This window comes from Nocardioides alpinus (assembly GCF_900112035.1).
In the GTDB taxonomy this organism is placed as follows: domain Bacteria; phylum Actinomycetota; class Actinomycetes; order Propionibacteriales; family Nocardioidaceae; genus Nocardioides; species Nocardioides alpinus.
This window is the reverse complement of sequence record NZ_FOKC01000012.1, coordinates 88,866-106,009: the sequence shown is the minus strand read 5'-3', so window position 1 is coordinate 106,009 and position 17,144 is coordinate 88,866. Positions and strand designations below refer to the sequence as shown.

Genomic DNA, 17,144 nt, shown 5'->3' with positions numbered 1-17,144 from the left:
GGCCTCCGAACATCGTGGAGCTCGCGAGCCGACATCCGGCTCACGAGCTCCACGATCTGCTGAGACCGGCGACCGCGGCCCGACGGTGTCCGGCGAGGGATCTTGTCGCGGGTTCATACCCACCAGTAGGTTTGTGGTCCGCGTCACAGTCCGCTGATAGGGAGCCCATGCCCGACGAGAACTTCGACTACATCGTCATCGGATCGGGCAGTGCGGGCGGCGTCGTCGCCGCCCGGCTGACCGAGGACCCGGACGTCCGGGTGCTGCTCCTCGAGGCGGGGCCGGCGGACGACGACGACAACATCCACATCCCGCTCGCGTTCTCGATGCTCTTCAAGACCAGGTGGGACTGGAACTACGAGACGACGCCGCAGAAGCACCTCGGCGGGCGCCGCGCCTACTGGCCCCGGATGAAGGCCCTCGGTGGCTGCTCGTCGATGAACGCGATGATCTACATCCGCGGCAACCAAGGCGACTACGACGAGTGGCGTGATGCCTACGGTGCGACCGGGTGGGGCTTCGACGACGTGCTGCCCTACTTCACCAGGTCGGAGGGCAACACCCGGCTCGCCGGCCCGTTCCACGGCACCGACGGCCCGCTCCACGTCGAGGACCGCACCTACAACCACGAGCTGAGCACGGCGTTCATCGAGGCCGGTGTCGCGGCCGGGCTCAAGCGCAACGACGACTTCAACGGCGCCGAGCAGGAAGGTATCGGCCTGTACCAGGTGACGTGCAAGAAGGGACGCCGCTGGTCCGTCGCCGACGCCTACATCCACCCGGCCGACCAGCGCCCGAACCTGACCGTGCGCACCGAGGCGTTCGTGACCCGGATCGTGCTCGAGGGCAACCGCGCCGTCGGGGTCGCCTACACCCGCGGAGGCGAGCACCACGTGGCGCGCGCAGAGGCGGAGGTCGTGCTGAGCGGGGGTGCGATCAACAGCCCGCAGCTGTTGATGCTCTCCGGCATCGGCCCCGGCGCGCACCTGCGCGACATGGGCATCGACGTCACGGTCGAGTCGTCAGGAGTGGGCCAGAAGCTGCAGGACCACCCCGTGGCAGGCATCCTCAGCTACACCAAGGACACGACCGACGTCGCCGAGATGCTCGGGATCGGCAACCTCGTGAAGTGGAAGGCGACCGGCAAGGGGCCGCTGAGCTCCAACGTCGCCGAGACCGGAGCGTTCTTCACCTCTCGCGACGACCTCGGGCTGCCCGACATCCAGCTCCACGTCGCCCCGACCGGCTTCTACGACAACGGCATGCACGAGCCCGTACGCCGAGCGCTGACGACGGCCGTGACCCTCGTCAACGTCCAGAGCTCGGGCCACGTCAGGCTGCGCTCGGCCGACCCGACCTGGCACCCGGAGATCGACCCGGGCTACTTCGACGACCGCGCCGACCTCGAGGCGATGATCGGCGGGTTCCGCACCGCGCTGGAGGTCCTGCGCCAGGGGCCCATCGCGAAGTACGTCGACGAGCCCTGGATCCCGGCGTCGTCGGACCCGACCGACGACGACATCATCGAGGGCATCGGCCGGCTCGGCCAGACGCTCTACCACCCGGTCGCGACGTGCGCGATGGGGACGATCGAGGGCAGCGTGGTCGACCCCGAGCTCAAGGTGCACGGCGTCGAGGGCCTCCGGGTCGCCGACGCCTCCGTCATGCCGCGGGTCCCGCGCGGCAACACCAACGCCCCCACCGTCATGATCGGCGAGAAGTGCGCCGACCTCATCAAGGAGTCCCGATGAGCACCACCCTCCAGCCGACCGCGACCTCCGGCGCGACCGACACCTTCGACTCGCTCGACCCGGCCAACGGGGACCTCGTCGGCACGCACCCGGTCACCACCCGGGCCGAGGTCGACGCTGCGGTCGCCCGCGCCCGTGGGGCGGTCGACTGGTGGGGCAACCTGTCGTTCGACGAGCGGGCCGAGCACCTCCTGACGTGGCGCAGCGTCATCACCCGGCGCATCGCCCAGCTGGCCGACCTCTCCCACCGCGAGACCGGGAAGCCGCACGGCGACGCGCAGCTCGAGATCGTCCTTGCCATCGACCACATCGCGTGGGCGGCCAAGAACGCCAAGAAGGTGCTCGGGGCACGCAAGGTCTCCTCCGGGCTGCTGATGGCCAACCAGGCCGCGACGGTGGCCTACCACCCGCTCGGAGTCGTCGGTGTCATCGGCCCGTGGAACTACCCGGTCTTCACCCCGATGGGCTCGATCGCCTACGCCCTGGCGGCCGGCAACGCCGTCGTCTTCAAGCCCAGCGAGTACACCCCGGGGGTCGGCCAGTGGCTGGCTGACTCGTTCCGCGAGGTGGTCCACGGGCGCGACGTGCTCCAGGTCGTCCCGGGCCTCGGCGAGACCGGCAACGCGCTCTGCAGGGCGAGGATCGACAAGCTCGCCTTCACCGGCTCGGGGCGTACGGGCAAGCTCGTGATGGCCGCCTGCGCCGAGAACCTCACCCCCGTCATCATCGAGGCCGGCGGCAAGGACTCGCTGATCGTCGACGAGGACGCGGACCTGGCGAAGGCCGCCGAGGCTGCGCTGTGGGGTGGCATGGCCAACGCCGGACAGACCTGCATCGGCACCGAGCGCGTCTACGTCCACGAGAACGTGTTCGACGCCTTCATGACCGAGATCCTCGACCAGGCCAAGGACCTGCGCGCCGGCTCGGACTCCGGCGCGAAGATCGGCCCGATCACGATGCCGTCGCAGCTCGGGGTCATCAAGAGCCACATCGACGACGCGATCGCCAGGGGTGCCAAGGTCGCGCTCGGTGGATCCGACGCAGTGGGGGAGAGGTTCGTCCAGCCGACGATCCTGACCCACGTGCCGGAGGACTCCACGGAGATCACCGAGGAGACCTTCGGCCCGACCCTGGCGATCAACCCCGTCGCGAGCATGGACGAGGCCGTACGCCTCACCAACGCGACCGAGTACGGCCTCGCGGGCGCGGTGTTCTCCAAGGCCAACGGCATGTCGATCGCCCACCGGATCCGCTCGGGGATGACCTCGGTCAACTCGGTGATCGCCTTCGCCGCGGTGCCGTCGCTGCCGTTCGGCGGGGTCGGGCAGTCGGGCTTCGGGCGCATCCACGGGGCCGACGGCCTCCGGGAGTTCACCTACGCCAAGGCCATCACGCGGCAGAAGTTCTCGCCGGTGATGAACCTGACGTCCTTCGCCCGCGACGCCGCGACGGACGGGAAGGTCGCGCAGCTGATCACGCTGCTGCACGGCGGCAAGCAGACGCTGAAGTAGCCCGAGGAGTCCCGCGCCGTCCCCTGGCGGCGCGGGCCCGGCTCAGACCCCTTCGCTGACCTCGTAGATCTCGTCGGCGACCAGGCCGTGCGCCTCGCGGTGGACGGTGTTGGCCGCCTCCGCATCGGGGGCGTCGACCAGGCAGAAGATCTTGCCCTCGGCCTCGTTGACCCAGTACTTCAGGTAGTTGACGCCGTGGCTGTCCTGCTCCTGCAGGTCGGCCATGTGCGCCTTGGCGACGTCGCCGACAGCGACCCCGCCCTCCATGTGGTGGACGTCCATGAACAAGGCCATCTCGAACAGCTCCTTCTCCGGGGGTGGACAACGTCCCAGTGTGCTCCCGAGGAGAGGCGCGGGGCAGGGCTGTCTGGACCTGCTGGTCAGCAGTCGGGCGACAGGCTGCTCAGGCGTGCTGGTGAAGCAGACCCGTGTCGACGTCGTAGAGGAAGCCGCCGACGACGGCGCGCTCGCCGATCAGCGGGTGGGTGCGGACCTTGACGACGTCCTCGCGGAGCTGCTCGAGCTGGTCGGTCACGACACCGAAGGACTGCCAGCTCGCGTCGACGCCGGCCGACTCGCCGACCCGCACGCGCAGCTCGGCCTCGGAGGCGGAGGCCATCGCGCAACGGGTGTGGGGGACGACGAGGACGCGGCGCACGTCGAGCAGGTGGACGCCGAGCACGAGGGCCTCGAGCGCCTGGGGCGTCACGCGGCCCCCGGGGTTGCGGAAGATCTTGGCGTCACCGTGCTTGAGGCCGAGCATCCGCAGCGGGTCGATGCGGGAGTCCATGCAGGTGACGAGGGCGATCCCGGCGTGGGCCTTGCCGTCGAAGCCGCCGAGGTCGAAGGCGTCGGCGAACGCGCGGTTGGCGTCGATCAGGTCACTGAAGTCGTCCACGACACCCGAGGCTAGCGGAGGCGTACGCCCTCGTGCACCGGGCTCGACCCTCGGACGCCCGCGCTAGCGTGCCGAGACCACGGGGGCGCTCGAACCGTCGATCGCCGCGCCTTCTCCGGGCAGCAGCACGCTCGCCCGGACCGCCGGTGCGATGCGGTAGGGCTGCGCCTCCAGCACCGAGCCGAGCGAGCGGCGCAGGCGTGACATCTCCGCCCGCACCGTGACCACCCGCGTCGGATCGGCGAACAGGTCCTCGGCGAGCTGCGCGGCGGTGCGTCCCTCGGGTGCACCGATCAGCGCGAGCAGGATCTCCGCGTGCCGCGGGCTCGGGCGGTGCTCCCACGCGTGGCTCGGTGTGCGCACGCGCAGCACCGGACGTCCGCGCAGGTCGAGAACCAGGTCGGTGGCGGCCGCGGACTCGGCGCCGAGGCGTACGAGCCAGCCACCCGGGAGCGGCTCCACCGTCACCTCGCCCAGGGCCGGGAGCCAGGTCGAGTCGGCGGAGAGGTCGGCGGGGAGGACCAGCCGGTCCGGGGCGGTGAACCCGGTGATGGCTGCGATGTGGCCGGTCGGGTCGACGGCGAGGGCGCGGCCGCCCACGTGGGCCACCACGGGTGCGGCGTAGGCGCGGAGGCGGTCGAGGGACTGCGCGTGCTCGGTGCGCACCTCGGCCTCAGCCAGCCGCGCGCTCACCCCGACGAGCGCCAGCGCGGAGCGCTGCACGGACCGGGCGGGACCGCTGATGTCGATCGCGCCGAGGGTCTCGCCGGTCCACGGGTCGCGCACCGGCGCGGCCGCGCAGCTCCACCGGGTGTGCGACTCGACGTAGTGCTCGGGTCCCCGGATGTGGACGGGCTCGCCGACCACGAGACAGGTGCCGATGGCATTGGTGCCGACGTTGGCCTCCGTCCAGGCCGATCCCGGCACGAACCCGAGGCGGTCGGCGAGACGTCGTACGCCGGTGCGGCCGCGGCGCCACAGCACGCGGCCGTCGGTGTCGGTCACCACGAGCAGCAGTCCGTCGTCGACGACGGGCTCGAGGGAGGCGGTGATGCTCGCGAGCAGGGGAGCGAGCGCGCTGGACGTGCGGCGGGACTCGACCTCGACCTCGGACAGCGGGGCCACCTCGGGCTCCGCCCCGGGGGCGAGGCCGCCGGCGCGGACCCGGCGCCACGAGGCGCTGATCTCGGGACTGCTCTCCACGGGGATGCCGGTCGCCAGCGCGCGTTCGCGCGCGCGGTGCGAGGTGCGTACGTCCTCGCCCATCGCGCCTCCGTCGTGGCCACGCCGCGGTTGCAACCCTGTGCAACCCTCCCGCTCACCCTACGACCGGGTGTGTCGTGGGTCACGCCGGAAGGAGACGCCATGACCCAGACCCTGGAGCCACCCACCACCACCGGCGACCCGAGCGAGGTCGCCACCGCCTGGCTCGACGCCTTCGAGGCCGCCCTCGCCGCCCGGGACGTCCCGGCCGCGGCAGGCATGTTCGCCACCGAGTCCTGGTGGCGTGACCTCGTCTCGTTCAGCTGGAACCTCACCACCGTGGAGGGTCCCAGCGGGGTGAGCGACCTGCTCACCAGCACCCTCGAGGGCACGGACCCGTCCGCCTTCGCCCTGGAGGAGCCCGCCGACGAGGCCGACGGTGTGGTCACCGCCTGGTTCGTCTTCGAGACCGGCGTCGGTCGTGGTCGCGGCCTGCTGCGGCTGGTCGAGGAGGACGGTGCGCGCAAGGCGTTCACCTTCCTCACGACCCTCTATGAGCTGAAGGGCCACGAGGAGCAGCGCAACGAGCACCGCCCGCGTGGGGCCGAGCACGGTGCCGACAAGCGGCGCCGGACGTGGCTCGAGCGCCAGCAGGAGGAGTCCGAGAACCTGGGCAGCACGACCCAGCCGTACGTCCTCGTGATCGGCGGCGGGCAGGGCGGGATCGCCCTCGGCGCGCGCTTGCGGCAGCTCGGCGTACCGAGCCTGGTCATCGACAAGCACCCGCGCCCGGGCGACCAGTGGCGCAACCGCTACAAGTCGCTGTGCCTGCACGACCCGGTCTGGTACGACCACCTGCCCTACCTGAAGTTCCCCGACAACTGGCCGGTCTTCGCACCCAAGGACAAGATCGGCGACTGGCTCGAGTCCTACACGAAGATCATGGAGGTGCCCTACTGGTCGAGCACGACGGCCACGAGTGCGTCGTACTCCGACGAGACGGGCCAGTGGACGGTCGAGGTGGAGCGCGAGGGCCAGGCACTGACGCTGCGCCCGACCCAGCTGGTGTTCGCCACCGGGATGTCCGGCAAGCCCAACCTCCCGGACGTGCCGGGCATGGACGTCTTCGCCGGCGACCTGCACCACTCGTCGGCGCACCCGGGACCGGACGCCTACCGGGGCAAGAAGGTGGTGGTCATCGGCAGCAACAACTCCGCCTTCGACATCTGCGGCGCGCTGTGGGAGAACGACGTCGACGTGACGATGGTCCAGCGCAGCTCCACACACATCGTCAAGAGCGACAGCCTGATGGAGATCGGCCTCGGCGACCTCTACTCCGAGCGGGCGGTCGCCGCCGGGGTCACCACGGAGAAGGCGGACCTGATCTTCGCCTCGCTGCCCTACCGGATCCTGCACACCTTCCAGATCCCGGCCTACGAGGCGATGGCGGAGAAGGACAAGGACTTCTACGAGCGGCTCGAGGCGTCCGGCTTCGACCACGACTGGGGCGATGACGGGTCGGGCCTGTTCATGAAGTACCTGCGCCGGGGATCGGGCTACTACATCGACGTGGGTGCCGCGGACCTCGTCGCCAACGGTGACGTGAAGCTGGTCAACGGCCAGATCGACCACCTCACCGAGGACGCCGTCGTGCTGGCCGACGGCACCCAGCTGCCAGCCGACGTGGTGGTCCTCGCGACCGGCTACGGGTCGATGAACGGCTGGGTGGCAGACCTGGTCGACCAGGAGACCGCCGACCGGCTCGGCAAGGTGTGGGGCCTCGGCTCCGACACCACCAAGGACCCGGGGCCGTGGGAGGGCGAGCAGCGCAACATGTGGAAGCCGACCCAGATCGAGAACCTCTGGATGCACGGCGGCAACCTCCACCAGTCCCGGCACTACTCGCTCTACCTGGCGCTCCAGCTCAAGGCGCGCTTCGAAGGGATCGCGACCCCGGTGTACGCCCTGCAGGAGGTGCACCACACCTCCTGATCGAGCCGCTCGCCGTCGGGTCAGCAGCCGCGATCAGTGGGTCGAGAGGACCTCACGGGTGCTGACCCCGTCGGCGCGCACTCCGCGGAAGACCACGAGCGCGATGACCGCGGCGACCACGGCGCAGCCGGCAGCGCCCCAGAAGACCGCGTGCTCCTGGGCGATGCCGGCGACGCGCAGCAGGTCGGAGAACTCCTGGCACCTGCTCCTCCCGTCACACACCTCCTGCACGGGCGGCACGGCGAGCTGCTCGGAGTAGTAGCGACGCAGGCCGATCGTGGTGAGGGCGGAGATGCCGATGAGCATGCCGACCATCCGCGCGACGACCACGAACGCACTGGCGACGCCGTGCACGTCGTCGTCCGTGTGGGCGAGGAGCGCGGCGTTGACCGGGGCCAGTGCGAGACCGAAGCCGAGCCCGCCGGTGATCAGCGCGAGGTTGGCGATGGGCTCCTCGATCGTCGTGAGGCCCCAGCGGGTCATCAGCACGAAGCCGGTCGCCGCCATCAGCATCCCGACGGCGGTCACGATGCCCGGCGGGAAGCGTCGGATGAGGTAGCCACCGGCGACCGCGCCGATCGGCAGGGCGAGCAGGAACCGCACCAGCACGAGTGCGGCCGGGAGCTGGTCGTCGGGGTAGACGGTCGTACGGGCGAAGAGGGGGATGTCGATCAGTGCCGCGATCAGCGCGGCACCCACGAAGAAGCTGACCAGCAACGCGCCCCACGCAGGCGTACGACGCATCGCGCCGCGCGGCACCAGCGGGTTCTCCGCGCGGCGGACGTGCCAGGTGAACGCGGCGCCGGCGACGACGGCGCCGAGGAGGTACCACCGGCCGCGGGGCGAGAACACCTCGATCTTCGGGTCCGCCGTCGCGAAGGCGAGGATCACGCCGCCGAGCGCCAGCGCCAGCAGCAGCGCGCCGACCAGGTCCGCCTCCACCAGCACCCTGCTCCAGCCGCGCAGGTCGAGGAGGGGGTGCGGCGCGAACCAGCACCAGGCGAGGAGCAGGGCCAGCGCCGCCATCGTTGCCGCGCCGATCGGGGTGAGCCAGCGCCCGTCGCCGGCGAACGGGATGAAGAGCTGGCCCCAGGTGAGGTCGCGCATCAGCCCGGAGGGGCGCAGGAAGACGACGAGGCCGCCGGCGAAGGTGGCGAGCAGCAGGACAAGGCCGACGACGTCCGGAGATCGCCGTCGCCGGCCGGTGTCCGCCGGCTCGCGCGGGGCGAGGGTGCGGATGGCGGCGGCCAGGACGAGCCCGACGGCGAGGTTGATCGCGAAGATCGCGCGCCAGTCCGACACCGCCAGCACGGCCGCGCCGAAGAGCGGGCCGAGCACCGAGCCGATCTCCTGCACGGCCGAGACGATGCCCAGCGGGACGCCGCGCCGGTCGGCGGGGTAGAGGTCGGCGACCAGGGCGAGGGTGGCGGGCACGAGGCCGCCACCGCCGACGCCCTGGAGGAAGCGACCGGCGACGATGCTCGGCATGTCGTAGGCCAGCGTCGTGATGAGGGAGCCCAGGGCGAAGACCACGAGGGCCATCACCAGGACCGGCACCCGACCGCGCAGGTCGGCGATCCGGCCGATCAGCGGGAGCATCGCGACGTAGCCGAGCAGGAAGCCGGAGACGATCGGGGCGGCGCGCTGCAGCTGGTCGATCGGCACCCCGACGCCGGTCATCATGTCGGGCAGCGCCAGCACGACGACGTAGGTGTCGGCCGCGGCGAACGCCACGGCGACGGCCGCCAGCGAGAGGAGCAGCCGCGAGGTGCGGGTGACCTCGGCTGCGGTGCTCACGGCGCGGTGATGTCCTTCTCGACGCCGTAGTCGGCGAACTCGACGGTGTAGGTCATCGGGTCGGCGCGGGGGTAGAAGACGCCGGTCAGGGTGGCCGTACGGAGCTCGCCCTCGTCGGTGACCTGCCACTCGACGTCGAAGGAGTCGCCCGACGACGAGGGGATGATGGCGTCCATCGCGTCGCCGGGGACGGTGCCGGAGTAGGTGGTGAGGACCTCGGAGTTGTCGGCACCCCCGCGCACGCTCTCGCCGGCCTCGGGCGACTCGGTGAGCGTGAGCAGCCCGGCGAATCCGTCCTCGCCGATGAGGCCCGACGGGTCGGGGGCGCCGTACTCCTTGGGGTTCACCTTGTCGTAGCCCGGGGTGAAGGGGAGCTGCGCGTAGACGGTGTCGTCGACGGCGATCACGGGCACGTCGACGGTCTGCCCGGCGAAGACCACGGTGATGGTGCCCTCGAACGCGGGCGCGTTGGTGATGGTCCCGGCCGCCTCGGCGATGCCGGATACGCCTTCGGGCAGGGCGTCGGTCGCCAGCGTCAGCTCGACGCCGCTGGTCTCGGCGAGCTTGGTCGACGCGTCGGCCAGCACCTCCTCGGGCGACGGGGCGTCCGCCCCTCCGCTCGTGTCGCCGTCGTCACCCGAGCAGGCGGCGAGGGTGGAGACGGCGAGGAGCGCGGCCGTCACGGCAGCGGCGAGGCGTCGGGAGGACCGGGCGCGGGCTGGGGCGAGCATGGCGTCAGCCTTCCACAGGAGTGGGCGCGGGATCGTCTCCCGCATCCCGTGCGGCCGCGTCGTCCTGCGTGCCGGTCCGGGCGCCCACCTGGGCCGCGACCGGCGAGGCGACCGCGGCGATCGGCTGCGAGGCAGGCACGCCGGAGCCGTCCCGTCGACCGTCCGCGTCGGGCAGGTCGACGGGAGCACCGCTGGCGGCCGAGGCGCGTGCGGGACCCGGGCCGGCCCAGGCTGCCACGAGGGTGTCCTCGCCCTTGAGGAAGCGGTGGCTGCGCACCCCGCCGGTGGCGCGGCCCTTGCCGGGGTACTCGCTGAACGGCGTGACCTTCACGGCGCCAGCCTCGGTGCCGGGGAGGGCGGTCGAGGAGCCGGAGGCGGTGACGACGACCGCGTCGTTGCCGGCCGCGTCGAAGGCGCCGAAGAACGCCACCGTCTGACCGGCGCCGAGCTTGATCCCGGCCATGCCGCCACCGGCGCGGCCCTGCGGTCGCACGCCGGAGGCCGGGAAGTGGAGCAGCTGCGCGTCGCTCGAGATGAAGCACAGCTCCTCCTCACCGGTGAGGAGCTCGACGGCACCGACGACCTCGTCGCCGTCGCGGAGACCGATGACCTCCCACTCGTCGCGTCCGAGCACCTCGGGGTTGACCCGCTTGACGATGCCGTCGCGGGTGCCGAGGGCCAGGCCCGGTCCGTCGGTCGGCAGCGAGGTCAGCGCGAGCGCGCGCTCGCCGGGATCGAGGGGCAGCATCTCGCTCAGCGGGTATCCGCCCTGGAGGTTGGGGTCGTTGGCGGAGTCCGGCAGCTCGGGCATGTCGAGCACGCTGATCTTGAGCAGTCGGCCGCGGCTGGTGAGGACGCCGACGTCTCCGCGCGCCGTGGTGAGCACGGCGCTCGTCACGACATCGTGGTTGGCGCGGCCCTCGCCGTGGCCGGGCGCGCTTCCGGACGTCGTACGGGCCAGCAGGCCGCTGGACGACAGGAGGGCGTAGCAGGGATCGTCCGCCACCTCGACCGAGGTGGCCGTGGCGGCCGTGACGGTGGTGCCCGCCGAGGCCAGCAGGACCGTACGCCGCGGGGTGCCGTGCTCCTTGGCCACGTCGGTCAGCTCGTCCGACACGACCTTCCGCAGCAGCCGCTCGTCGGCGAGGATCGCGTCGAGGAGCTCGATCGTGCGCTCCAGCTCGGCCTTCTCCTTGTCCAGCTCGAGCTTGGAGAACTTCGTCAGCCGGCGCAGCGGCATGTCGAGGATGTAGTCGGCCTGCGCGTCGGACAGTTCGAAGACCGAGATCAGCCGCTCCTTGGCCGCGGCAGCGTTGTCGGAGGACCGGATGACCTGGATCACCTCGTCGATGTCGAGGATCGCGATCAGCAGCCCGTCGACGAGGTGCAGCCGGTCGGCGGCCTTCGCGCGTCGGTAGGTCGATCGGCGGCGTACGACGTCGAAGCGGTGGCGGAGGAAGACGTCGAGCATCTCCCTGAGCCCCAGCGTGCGCGGCTGGCCGTCGACCAGGGCCACCGCGTTGATGCCGAACGTGTCCTCCAGCGCGGTCTGGCGGTAGAGCTGCTCGAGGATCGCCTCGGGCACGAAGCCGTTCTTGATCTCGATGACCAGGCGCAGGCCGTGCTCGCGGTCGCTGAGGTCCTTGATGTCGGCGATGCCCTGGAGCTTCTTGGCGAGCACGAGCTTCTTGATCTGCTCCATCACCCGCTCGGTCCCGACGCCGTAGGGCAGCTCGGTGACCACGATGCCCTTGCGGCGCGGAGTCACCGACTCGATGCGTGCCGTCGCTCGCATCCGGAAGGTGCCGCGGCCCGACTCGTAGGCGTCCTTGATGCCGTCGAGGCCGACGATCTTGCCGCCGGTGGGCAGGTCCGGCCCGGGGATGAAGCGCATCAGGTCGTCGAGGGACGCCTGCGGGTGCGTGATGAGGTGCTTGAGGGCCTGCACGACCTCGACCAGGTTGTGCGGGGCGATGTTGGTGGCCATGCCGACCGCGATGCCGGCCGCACCGTTGACCAGCAGGTGCGGGATGGCTGCCGGCAGCACCACCGGCTCGGTCTCGCGGGAGTCGTAGTTGGGCTTGAAGTCGACGGTGTCCTCGTCGATGGACGCCGTCATCGCGACCGCGGCCGGCGCCATCCGGCACTCGGTGTAGCGCATCGCGGCGGGGGAGTCGTCGGGCGAGCCGAAGTTGCCGTGGCCGTCGACCGTCGGAAGCCGCATCGACCAGGGCTGCGCCATCCGGACCAGTGCGTCGTAGATCGCGCCGTCGCCGTGCGGGTGCAGGCGACCCATGACCTCGCCGACCACGCGCGCGCTCTTGACGTGGCCCCGGTCGGGCCGCAGCGACATCTCGTCCATCGTGTAGAGGATCCGGCGCTGGACCGGCTTGAGCCCGTCGCGCGCGTCGGGCAGCGCCCGGGAGTAGATGACGGAGTAGGCATACTCCAGGAACGACGTCTGCATCTCGTCGCGGATGTCGGTGTCGAGGATGTGCTCCTCGAAGTCCTCCGGCAGGGGCTGCTTCGTCGTACGTCGTGCCATGCGGGCCATTCTCCCCGCTCGGGTCGCGCGCGGACGGCGGGGCTCGCCGGAGCGGGCCCGCGCGTTGGGCGCGGGTGCCGACACTCTGGCCACTGGACGGAGGGAAGCCCTATAGATTGCTGGCGTGATGGATGCCGACGCCGAAGCAGACGAGCTGGGCCTGACGGTGCCGCCGCCTCGGCACTGGGAGGCCGACGTCCTGCTGCGCGACGGCCGCACCGCCCACATCCGGCCGATGCAGCCGGAGGACCGCGAGCTCCTCATCGACTTCTACGCCCGGGTCTCCGACCAGTCGAAGTACTACCGGTTCTTCTCGCCGATGCCCGAGCTCTCCGAGCGCGACCTGGACCGCTTCACCCAGGTCGACCACCGCGACCGCGTCGCGCTGATCCTGACCGTCGCCGGGCACATGATCGCCGTCGGGCGCTACGACACCATCCGCCCCGGCTATGCCGAGGTCGCGTTCCTGGTGGAGGACAAGCACCAGGGCCGTGGGATCGGTCAGCTCCTGCTCGAGCACCTGGCCCAGGCGGGCCGCGAGCGCGGGGTGGAGGAGTTCGTCGCCGAGGTGCTGCCCGACAACCAGGCGATGATCCACACGTTCCGCGACGCCGGCTACCAGGTGAGGAGCGCCTTCGAGGACGGCGTGATGGAGCTGGTCTTCCGGATCGACCCGACCGACACCGCGATCGGCGTGATGGAGCAGCGCGAGCACCGCGCCGAGTACGCCTCGATCGAGCGGTTCTTCTCCCCGAAGTCGGTCGCCATCATCGGCGCCAGCCGCCGCCAGGAGACGATCGGGCGCGCGCTGGTGCGCCACCTGGTCCTGGGCAACTTCGCCGGCCGGATCCACGTGGTCAACCCCAACGCCGACTCGGTCGCCGGGATGCCGGCCTGGAAGACGGTGGGGGAGATCCCCGGTGAGGTCGACGTGGCGATCGTGGCGGTGCCCGCCGAGTCGGTGCAGGACGTCGTGCTCGACTGCGCTGCCAAGGGCGTCCACGGCCTGGTCGTGATCTCGTCGGGCTTCGCCGAGACCGGCGAGGAGGGCCGGATGCGGCAGCGCCGCCTGGTCGGGCTGTCCCGCTCCTACGGGCTTCGCCTCATCGGACCCAACGCGCTCGGCATCATCAACACCGACCCCGACGTCTCGCTCAACGCCTCGCTCTCCTCGGTGATGCCTCCCCGCGGTCGCGCCGGCTTCTTCTGCCAGTCCGGCGCCCTCGGGTCGGCGATCCTGGAGAAGGTGCAGAACCGTGGCCTGGGCCTGACCACCTTCGTCAGCGCGGGCAACCGCGCCGACGTCTCGGGCAACGACCTCCTGCAGTACTGGGAGGAGGACGACGCCACCGAGGTCGTGCTGCTCTACCTCGAGTCGATCGGCAACCCGCGCAAGTTCTCCCGGGTCGCCCGCCGCGTCAGTCGCCGCAAGCCGATCGTCGCGGTGCGCTCGGGCCGCAGCTCGCAGGGTGTGCCCATGGGGCATGCCGTCCGCAAGATCGGCGCGCCTCCGGAAGCGGTCGACGCCATGTTCCGCCAGGCCGGGATCATCCAGGTCGAGTCGCTGGAGGAGATGTTCGACGTCGCCCAGCTGCTGGCCCACCAGCCGCTGCCGCGCGGACGCCGCGTCGCGATCGTCGGCAACTCCGACGCGCTCGGCCTGCTGGCCGCCGACGCCGCCAACTCGGTCGGCCTGGTGGTCAACAAGCAGGTGGCCCTCGGCGCCGACGCGACCGCCGAGGACTTCGAGGACGCCCTGGACGGTGCGATCGACGACCCGGAGGTCGACGCCGTCGTCGCCATCTTCATCCCGCCGCTCAACGTCGCCGGCGCCCGCGAGGACGTGGCCAACGTGCTGGCGGCGGTCGGCGAGCAGTCCGACAAGCCGATCGTCTCGACGTTCCTCGGCACCGAGGGCGTCCCCGAGCTGCTGCGCGTGCCCGACGTCGCGGGATCCAGCGCCGGTCGCGGGTCCGTGCCGTCGTACCCCGCCGTCGAGGCTGCGGTGCGCGCCCTCGCCCACGTCGTCGAGTACGCCGTGTGGCTGCGGGTGCCCCAGTCGACGGTCGCCGACCTGCCCTCCGTGGACCGTGACACCGGGCGCCACCTCGTCAACGAGCTGCTGATGAACCACCCCGAGGGCCGCGACCTCGACTTCGGGGAGCAGCACCGCCTGCTCAAGGCGTACGGCATCGACCTGTGGGACACCTACGCCGTGGAGACGCTCGACGAGGCGACGACGGCGGGGGAGGCGATGGGGTGGGACGTGGTCCTCAAGGCGACCGCCGACCACCTGCGCGACCGCCCCGACCTCGCCCACGTGTGGCGCAACATCGACAACCCGGCCGAGATGGCAGACGCGTGGGACTCGCTCAACCACCTGATCACCGACCCCGACCGCGCCGGGTTCGTCGTGCAGCGCAACGCGCCCCCCGGCGTGCCGGTCACCATCGCGACCATGGAGGACCCGCTGTTCGGGCCGGTCCTGTCCTTCGGGATCGGCGGTCCCCTGACCGAGCTGCTCGGGGACCGGTCCTACCGGATCCCGCCGCTGGCCGACCACGACGCCCAGGACATGGTGCGCGAGATCAAGGCCTCGCCGCTGCTCTTCGGCTATCGCGGCAGCGAGATCGTCGACGTCGAGGAGATCGAGCGGCTGGTCCGCCAGGTCGCCCAGCTCCAGCACGACCTGCCCCAGGTGCGTACCCTGCAGCTGCCCCTGGTGCTGGCCGGCGCCGACGGCGTCACGGTGCTCGGGGCCAACGTACGGGTCGAGCCGGTGAAGGACCCGCGGTCGGACTGGTTCGTCCGGCGCCTCAGCACGATGCCCGGGGACACCCTTCCCGACTGAGCCAGCGCCCACGCGGGCCCGGTTGCGTGACAGACTGGCGACATGCCCCGCTCCACCCGTGACGCGGACGTCTCCCACGACCTCCGCAAGGCGATCCACCGCACCGGCTACTACCCCGAGGTCGTCGCCGACGGCGTCTTCTCGGCCGCGGGTGGTGAAGAGGTCATGTCCTACTTCGTGCACCACGAGACGACCTTCGACCACGAGGAGGTACGCCGCCACCTGACGGCGCTCCTGCTCACGCCGAGCCGGCTCGTGATCGCGCACACCGACGAGCACCCGGGCGACGACATGCTCCCCGAGCCGTACACGTCGACGACGACCGAGGCCGTCAGGCTCAGCGCGATCCGCACCGTCGTGGTGACCCGGATGGTGGCCAACCCGACCGCAGGCGTCGCGCCCCCGGCCGAGGCCGTGCTCACCATCGGCTGGGGCGGCATCGGTCGCCTCGACCTCGAGCCCGCGGCGTGCTCGGACCCCAACTGCGACGCCGACCACGGCTACACCGGCACCCTCGCCGGCGACGACTACACGCTGCGGGTCTCCGCTGCGGCCGAGGGAGCCGACGCGGTCAGCAGCCTGCTGGCCTTCGCCGACGCGCTCTCCGCGCGCACCCACGGATGACCCGCCCGCAGTGACGGGGGACTTCACCCCTCCGGCCTACGGCGACCGCTCGCTGGCCGACGTGATCCCCGCGGTCGGCCGCGCCCTCGGCGTGGCGCTCGACGGCCACCCCGCTGGGCTCGAGCTGCCCCCGGCGCCGTCGTACGTCGTCTTCCTGGTCGACGGCATGGGCTCCGAGCTGCTGCAGCGGCACGCCGACGCAGCGCCCTACCTCTCCTCGCTCGACGCGTCCACCGGCACGGCCGGGGTCCCGTCGACCACGGCCACCTCGCTGACGTCGCTCGGCACGGGTCTGGTGCCCGGCGCCCACGGCCTGGTGGGCTTCACCGCGCGGATCCCCGGCACCGACCGGCTCCTCAACCACCTCGGCTGGGACCAGGGGGTCGACCCCGTCGAGTGGCAGCCGCACCCGACCGCCTTCGGCCGGCTCGCGCAGGCCGGCGTGCACGTCACCTCGGTCAACAAGCGCGACTTCGACGGCTCGGGCCTGACCGTGGCCTCGCAGCGCGGGGCGACGTACGTCGGTGCCGACCGCGTCGGCGAGCGGATCGCGGCGGTCGTCGAGGCCTCCGCGCACCGACCGTCACTGACCTACGTCTACGACTCCGACCTCGACTGGACCGGCCACAAGTTCGGCGTGGCCTCGAGCCAGTGGGTCCAGCAGCTCGCGATGGTCGACGCCCAGGCCGAGCAGCTGCGCGAGGCGCTGCCGAGCTCGACGCGGCTGCTGGTGGTCGCCGACCACGGCATGGTCGACAGCCCGCGCGGCTCGCGCTACGACGTCGATGCGATCGACGGGATGCGCGACGGCGTCTTCCTCCTCGGCGGCGAGGCCCGCTTCCGGCACCTCTACTGCTCGGGCCGCGCGGTCCCCGACGTGATCGCCACGTGGCGGTCGGTCCTGGGCGTCCGGGCGACCGTGCTCGAGCGGGAGGATGCCATCGATCGCGGCTGGTTCGGGGCGGTCGATCCCCGCGTGCGCGCCCGCCTCGGCGACGTGATGGTCGCCTGCCACGGCGACACCGCGATCGTGTCCACCCGCGACTTCGCCTACGAGGACACCCTCGTCGGGCTGCACGGCTCCCTCACCTCGACGGAGATGCTGATCCCGATCCTGGTCGGCTGAGGTCTCCCGCCAACTCGTGGGTTGGCGCACCAACTCGTGGGTTGGCGACGTGGGGGCTGCTGGGTCGGGGTGCGGGCCTCCCACCACCAACTGACGGGTTGGCGACTTGGGGGGT

General features: G+C 71.5%; 12 protein-coding genes. 6 read left to right on the top strand and 6 right to left on the bottom strand.

Going from position 1 to position 17,144, the window contains the following annotated elements; genetic code table 11:
• The first annotated feature begins 167 nt into the window (after window positions 1-167).
• The gene (locus BM127_RS18940) at window positions 168-1,751 is read left to right on the top strand and encodes a GMC family oxidoreductase (RefSeq protein ID WP_091201177.1); all 1,584 of its coding nucleotides are present in this window, start codon (window positions 168-170) and stop codon (window positions 1,749-1,751) included.
• Entirely contained in the window at window positions 1,748-3,262 is a 1,515-nt protein-coding gene (locus BM127_RS18935; RefSeq protein WP_091201175.1) for an aldehyde dehydrogenase family protein, read from the top strand. Before BM127_RS18940 ends, BM127_RS18935 begins: the two co-directional genes overlap by 4 nt.
• 42 nt (window positions 3,263-3,304) lie before the next feature.
• Here the strand turns inward: BM127_RS18935 and BM127_RS18930 are convergent, their stop codons facing one another.
• From BM127_RS18930 to BM127_RS18920, 3 genes are all read right to left on the bottom strand, one after another.
• Complete coding sequence (locus tag BM127_RS18930; RefSeq protein ID WP_091201173.1) at window positions 3,305-3,556, bottom strand: DUF4242 domain-containing protein; 252 nt, start codon at window positions 3,554-3,556, stop codon at window positions 3,305-3,307.
• A gap of 109 nt (window positions 3,557-3,665) precedes the next feature.
• Window positions 3,666-4,160 carry a beta-class carbonic anhydrase gene (locus tag BM127_RS18925; RefSeq protein WP_091201171.1) on the bottom strand — a complete coding sequence of 165 codons (495 nt, stop codon included), beginning with the start codon at window positions 4,158-4,160 and terminating at the stop codon, window positions 3,666-3,668.
• Window positions 4,161-4,223: 63 nt separating this feature from the next.
• On the bottom strand, window positions 4,224-5,426 hold the full coding sequence (locus BM127_RS18920; protein WP_091201170.1) for a GAF domain-containing protein: 1,203 nt from the start codon (window positions 5,424-5,426) through the stop codon (window positions 4,224-4,226).
• Between the two features lie 99 nt (window positions 5,427-5,525).
• Here BM127_RS18920 and BM127_RS18915 point away from each other — a divergent pair, with 99 nt between their 5' ends.
• Window positions 5,526-7,355, top strand: a complete 1,830-nt coding sequence (locus tag BM127_RS18915) for a flavin-containing monooxygenase (RefSeq protein WP_091201168.1) — start codon at window positions 5,526-5,528, stop codon at window positions 7,353-7,355.
• A gap of 33 nt (window positions 7,356-7,388) precedes the next feature.
• Here the strand turns inward: BM127_RS18915 and BM127_RS18910 are convergent, their stop codons facing one another.
• The 3 genes from BM127_RS18910 to BM127_RS18900 are packed head-to-tail and all read right to left on the bottom strand — an operon-like array spanning window position 7,389 to window position 12,428.
• Window positions 7,389-9,152, bottom strand: a complete 1,764-nt coding sequence (locus BM127_RS18910; protein ID WP_091201166.1) for an MFS transporter — start codon at window positions 9,150-9,152, stop codon at window positions 7,389-7,391.
• Complete coding sequence (locus BM127_RS18905) at window positions 9,149-9,883, bottom strand: LppX_LprAFG lipoprotein (RefSeq protein WP_157829579.1); 735 nt, start codon at window positions 9,881-9,883, stop codon at window positions 9,149-9,151. Before BM127_RS18905 ends, BM127_RS18910 begins: the two co-directional genes overlap by 4 nt.
• A gap of 4 nt (window positions 9,884-9,887) precedes the next feature.
• Entirely contained in the window at window positions 9,888-12,428 is a 2,541-nt protein-coding gene (locus BM127_RS18900) for a DNA gyrase/topoisomerase IV subunit A (RefSeq protein WP_091201163.1), read from the bottom strand.
• A gap of 127 nt (window positions 12,429-12,555) precedes the next feature.
• On the opposite strand from BM127_RS18900, the gene BM127_RS18895 reads away from it, so the two are divergent.
• The 3 genes from BM127_RS18895 to BM127_RS18885 are packed head-to-tail and all read left to right on the top strand — an operon-like array spanning window position 12,556 to window position 17,029.
• On the top strand, window positions 12,556-15,279 hold the full coding sequence (locus BM127_RS18895) for a bifunctional acetate--CoA ligase family protein/GNAT family N-acetyltransferase (RefSeq protein ID WP_091201161.1): 2,724 nt from the start codon (window positions 12,556-12,558) through the stop codon (window positions 15,277-15,279).
• A 42-nt stretch (window positions 15,280-15,321) separates the two neighbouring features.
• On the top strand, window positions 15,322-15,903 hold the full coding sequence (locus BM127_RS18890; RefSeq protein ID WP_091201159.1) for a DUF5998 family protein: 582 nt from the start codon (window positions 15,322-15,324) through the stop codon (window positions 15,901-15,903).
• A gap of 10 nt (window positions 15,904-15,913) precedes the next feature.
• Window positions 15,914-17,029 carry an alkaline phosphatase family protein gene (locus BM127_RS18885; RefSeq protein WP_091201157.1) on the top strand — a complete coding sequence of 372 codons (1,116 nt, stop codon included), beginning with the start codon at window positions 15,914-15,916 and terminating at the stop codon, window positions 17,027-17,029.
• The last annotated feature ends 115 nt before the right edge of the window (window positions 17,030-17,144 follow it).

Bases quoted from the DNA above. Each gene is read 5' to 3' on its own strand.
- BM127_RS18940 (WP_091201177.1), top strand. From the start codon at position 168: ATGCCCGACGAGAACTTCGACTACATCGTCATCGGATCGGGCAGTGCG.
- BM127_RS18935 (WP_091201175.1), top strand. From the start codon at position 1,748: ATGAGCACCACCCTCCAGCCGACCGCGACCTCCGGCGCGACCGACACC.
- BM127_RS18930 (WP_091201173.1), bottom strand. From the start codon at position 3,556: ATGGCCTTGTTCATGGACGTCCACCACATGGAGGGCGGGGTCGCTGTC.
- BM127_RS18920 (WP_091201170.1), bottom strand. From the start codon at position 5,426: ATGGGCGAGGACGTACGCACCTCGCACCGCGCGCGCGAACGCGCGCTG.
- BM127_RS18915 (WP_091201168.1), top strand. From the start codon at position 5,526: ATGACCCAGACCCTGGAGCCACCCACCACCACCGGCGACCCGAGCGAG.
- BM127_RS18905 (WP_157829579.1), bottom strand. From the start codon at position 9,883: ATGCTCGCCCCAGCCCGCGCCCGGTCCTCCCGACGCCTCGCCGCTGCC.
- BM127_RS18900 (WP_091201163.1), bottom strand. From the start codon at position 12,428: ATGGCACGACGTACGACGAAGCAGCCCCTGCCGGAGGACTTCGAGGAG.
- BM127_RS18895 (WP_091201161.1), top strand. From the start codon at position 12,556: ATGGATGCCGACGCCGAAGCAGACGAGCTGGGCCTGACGGTGCCGCCG.
- BM127_RS18890 (WP_091201159.1), top strand. From the start codon at position 15,322: ATGCCCCGCTCCACCCGTGACGCGGACGTCTCCCACGACCTCCGCAAG.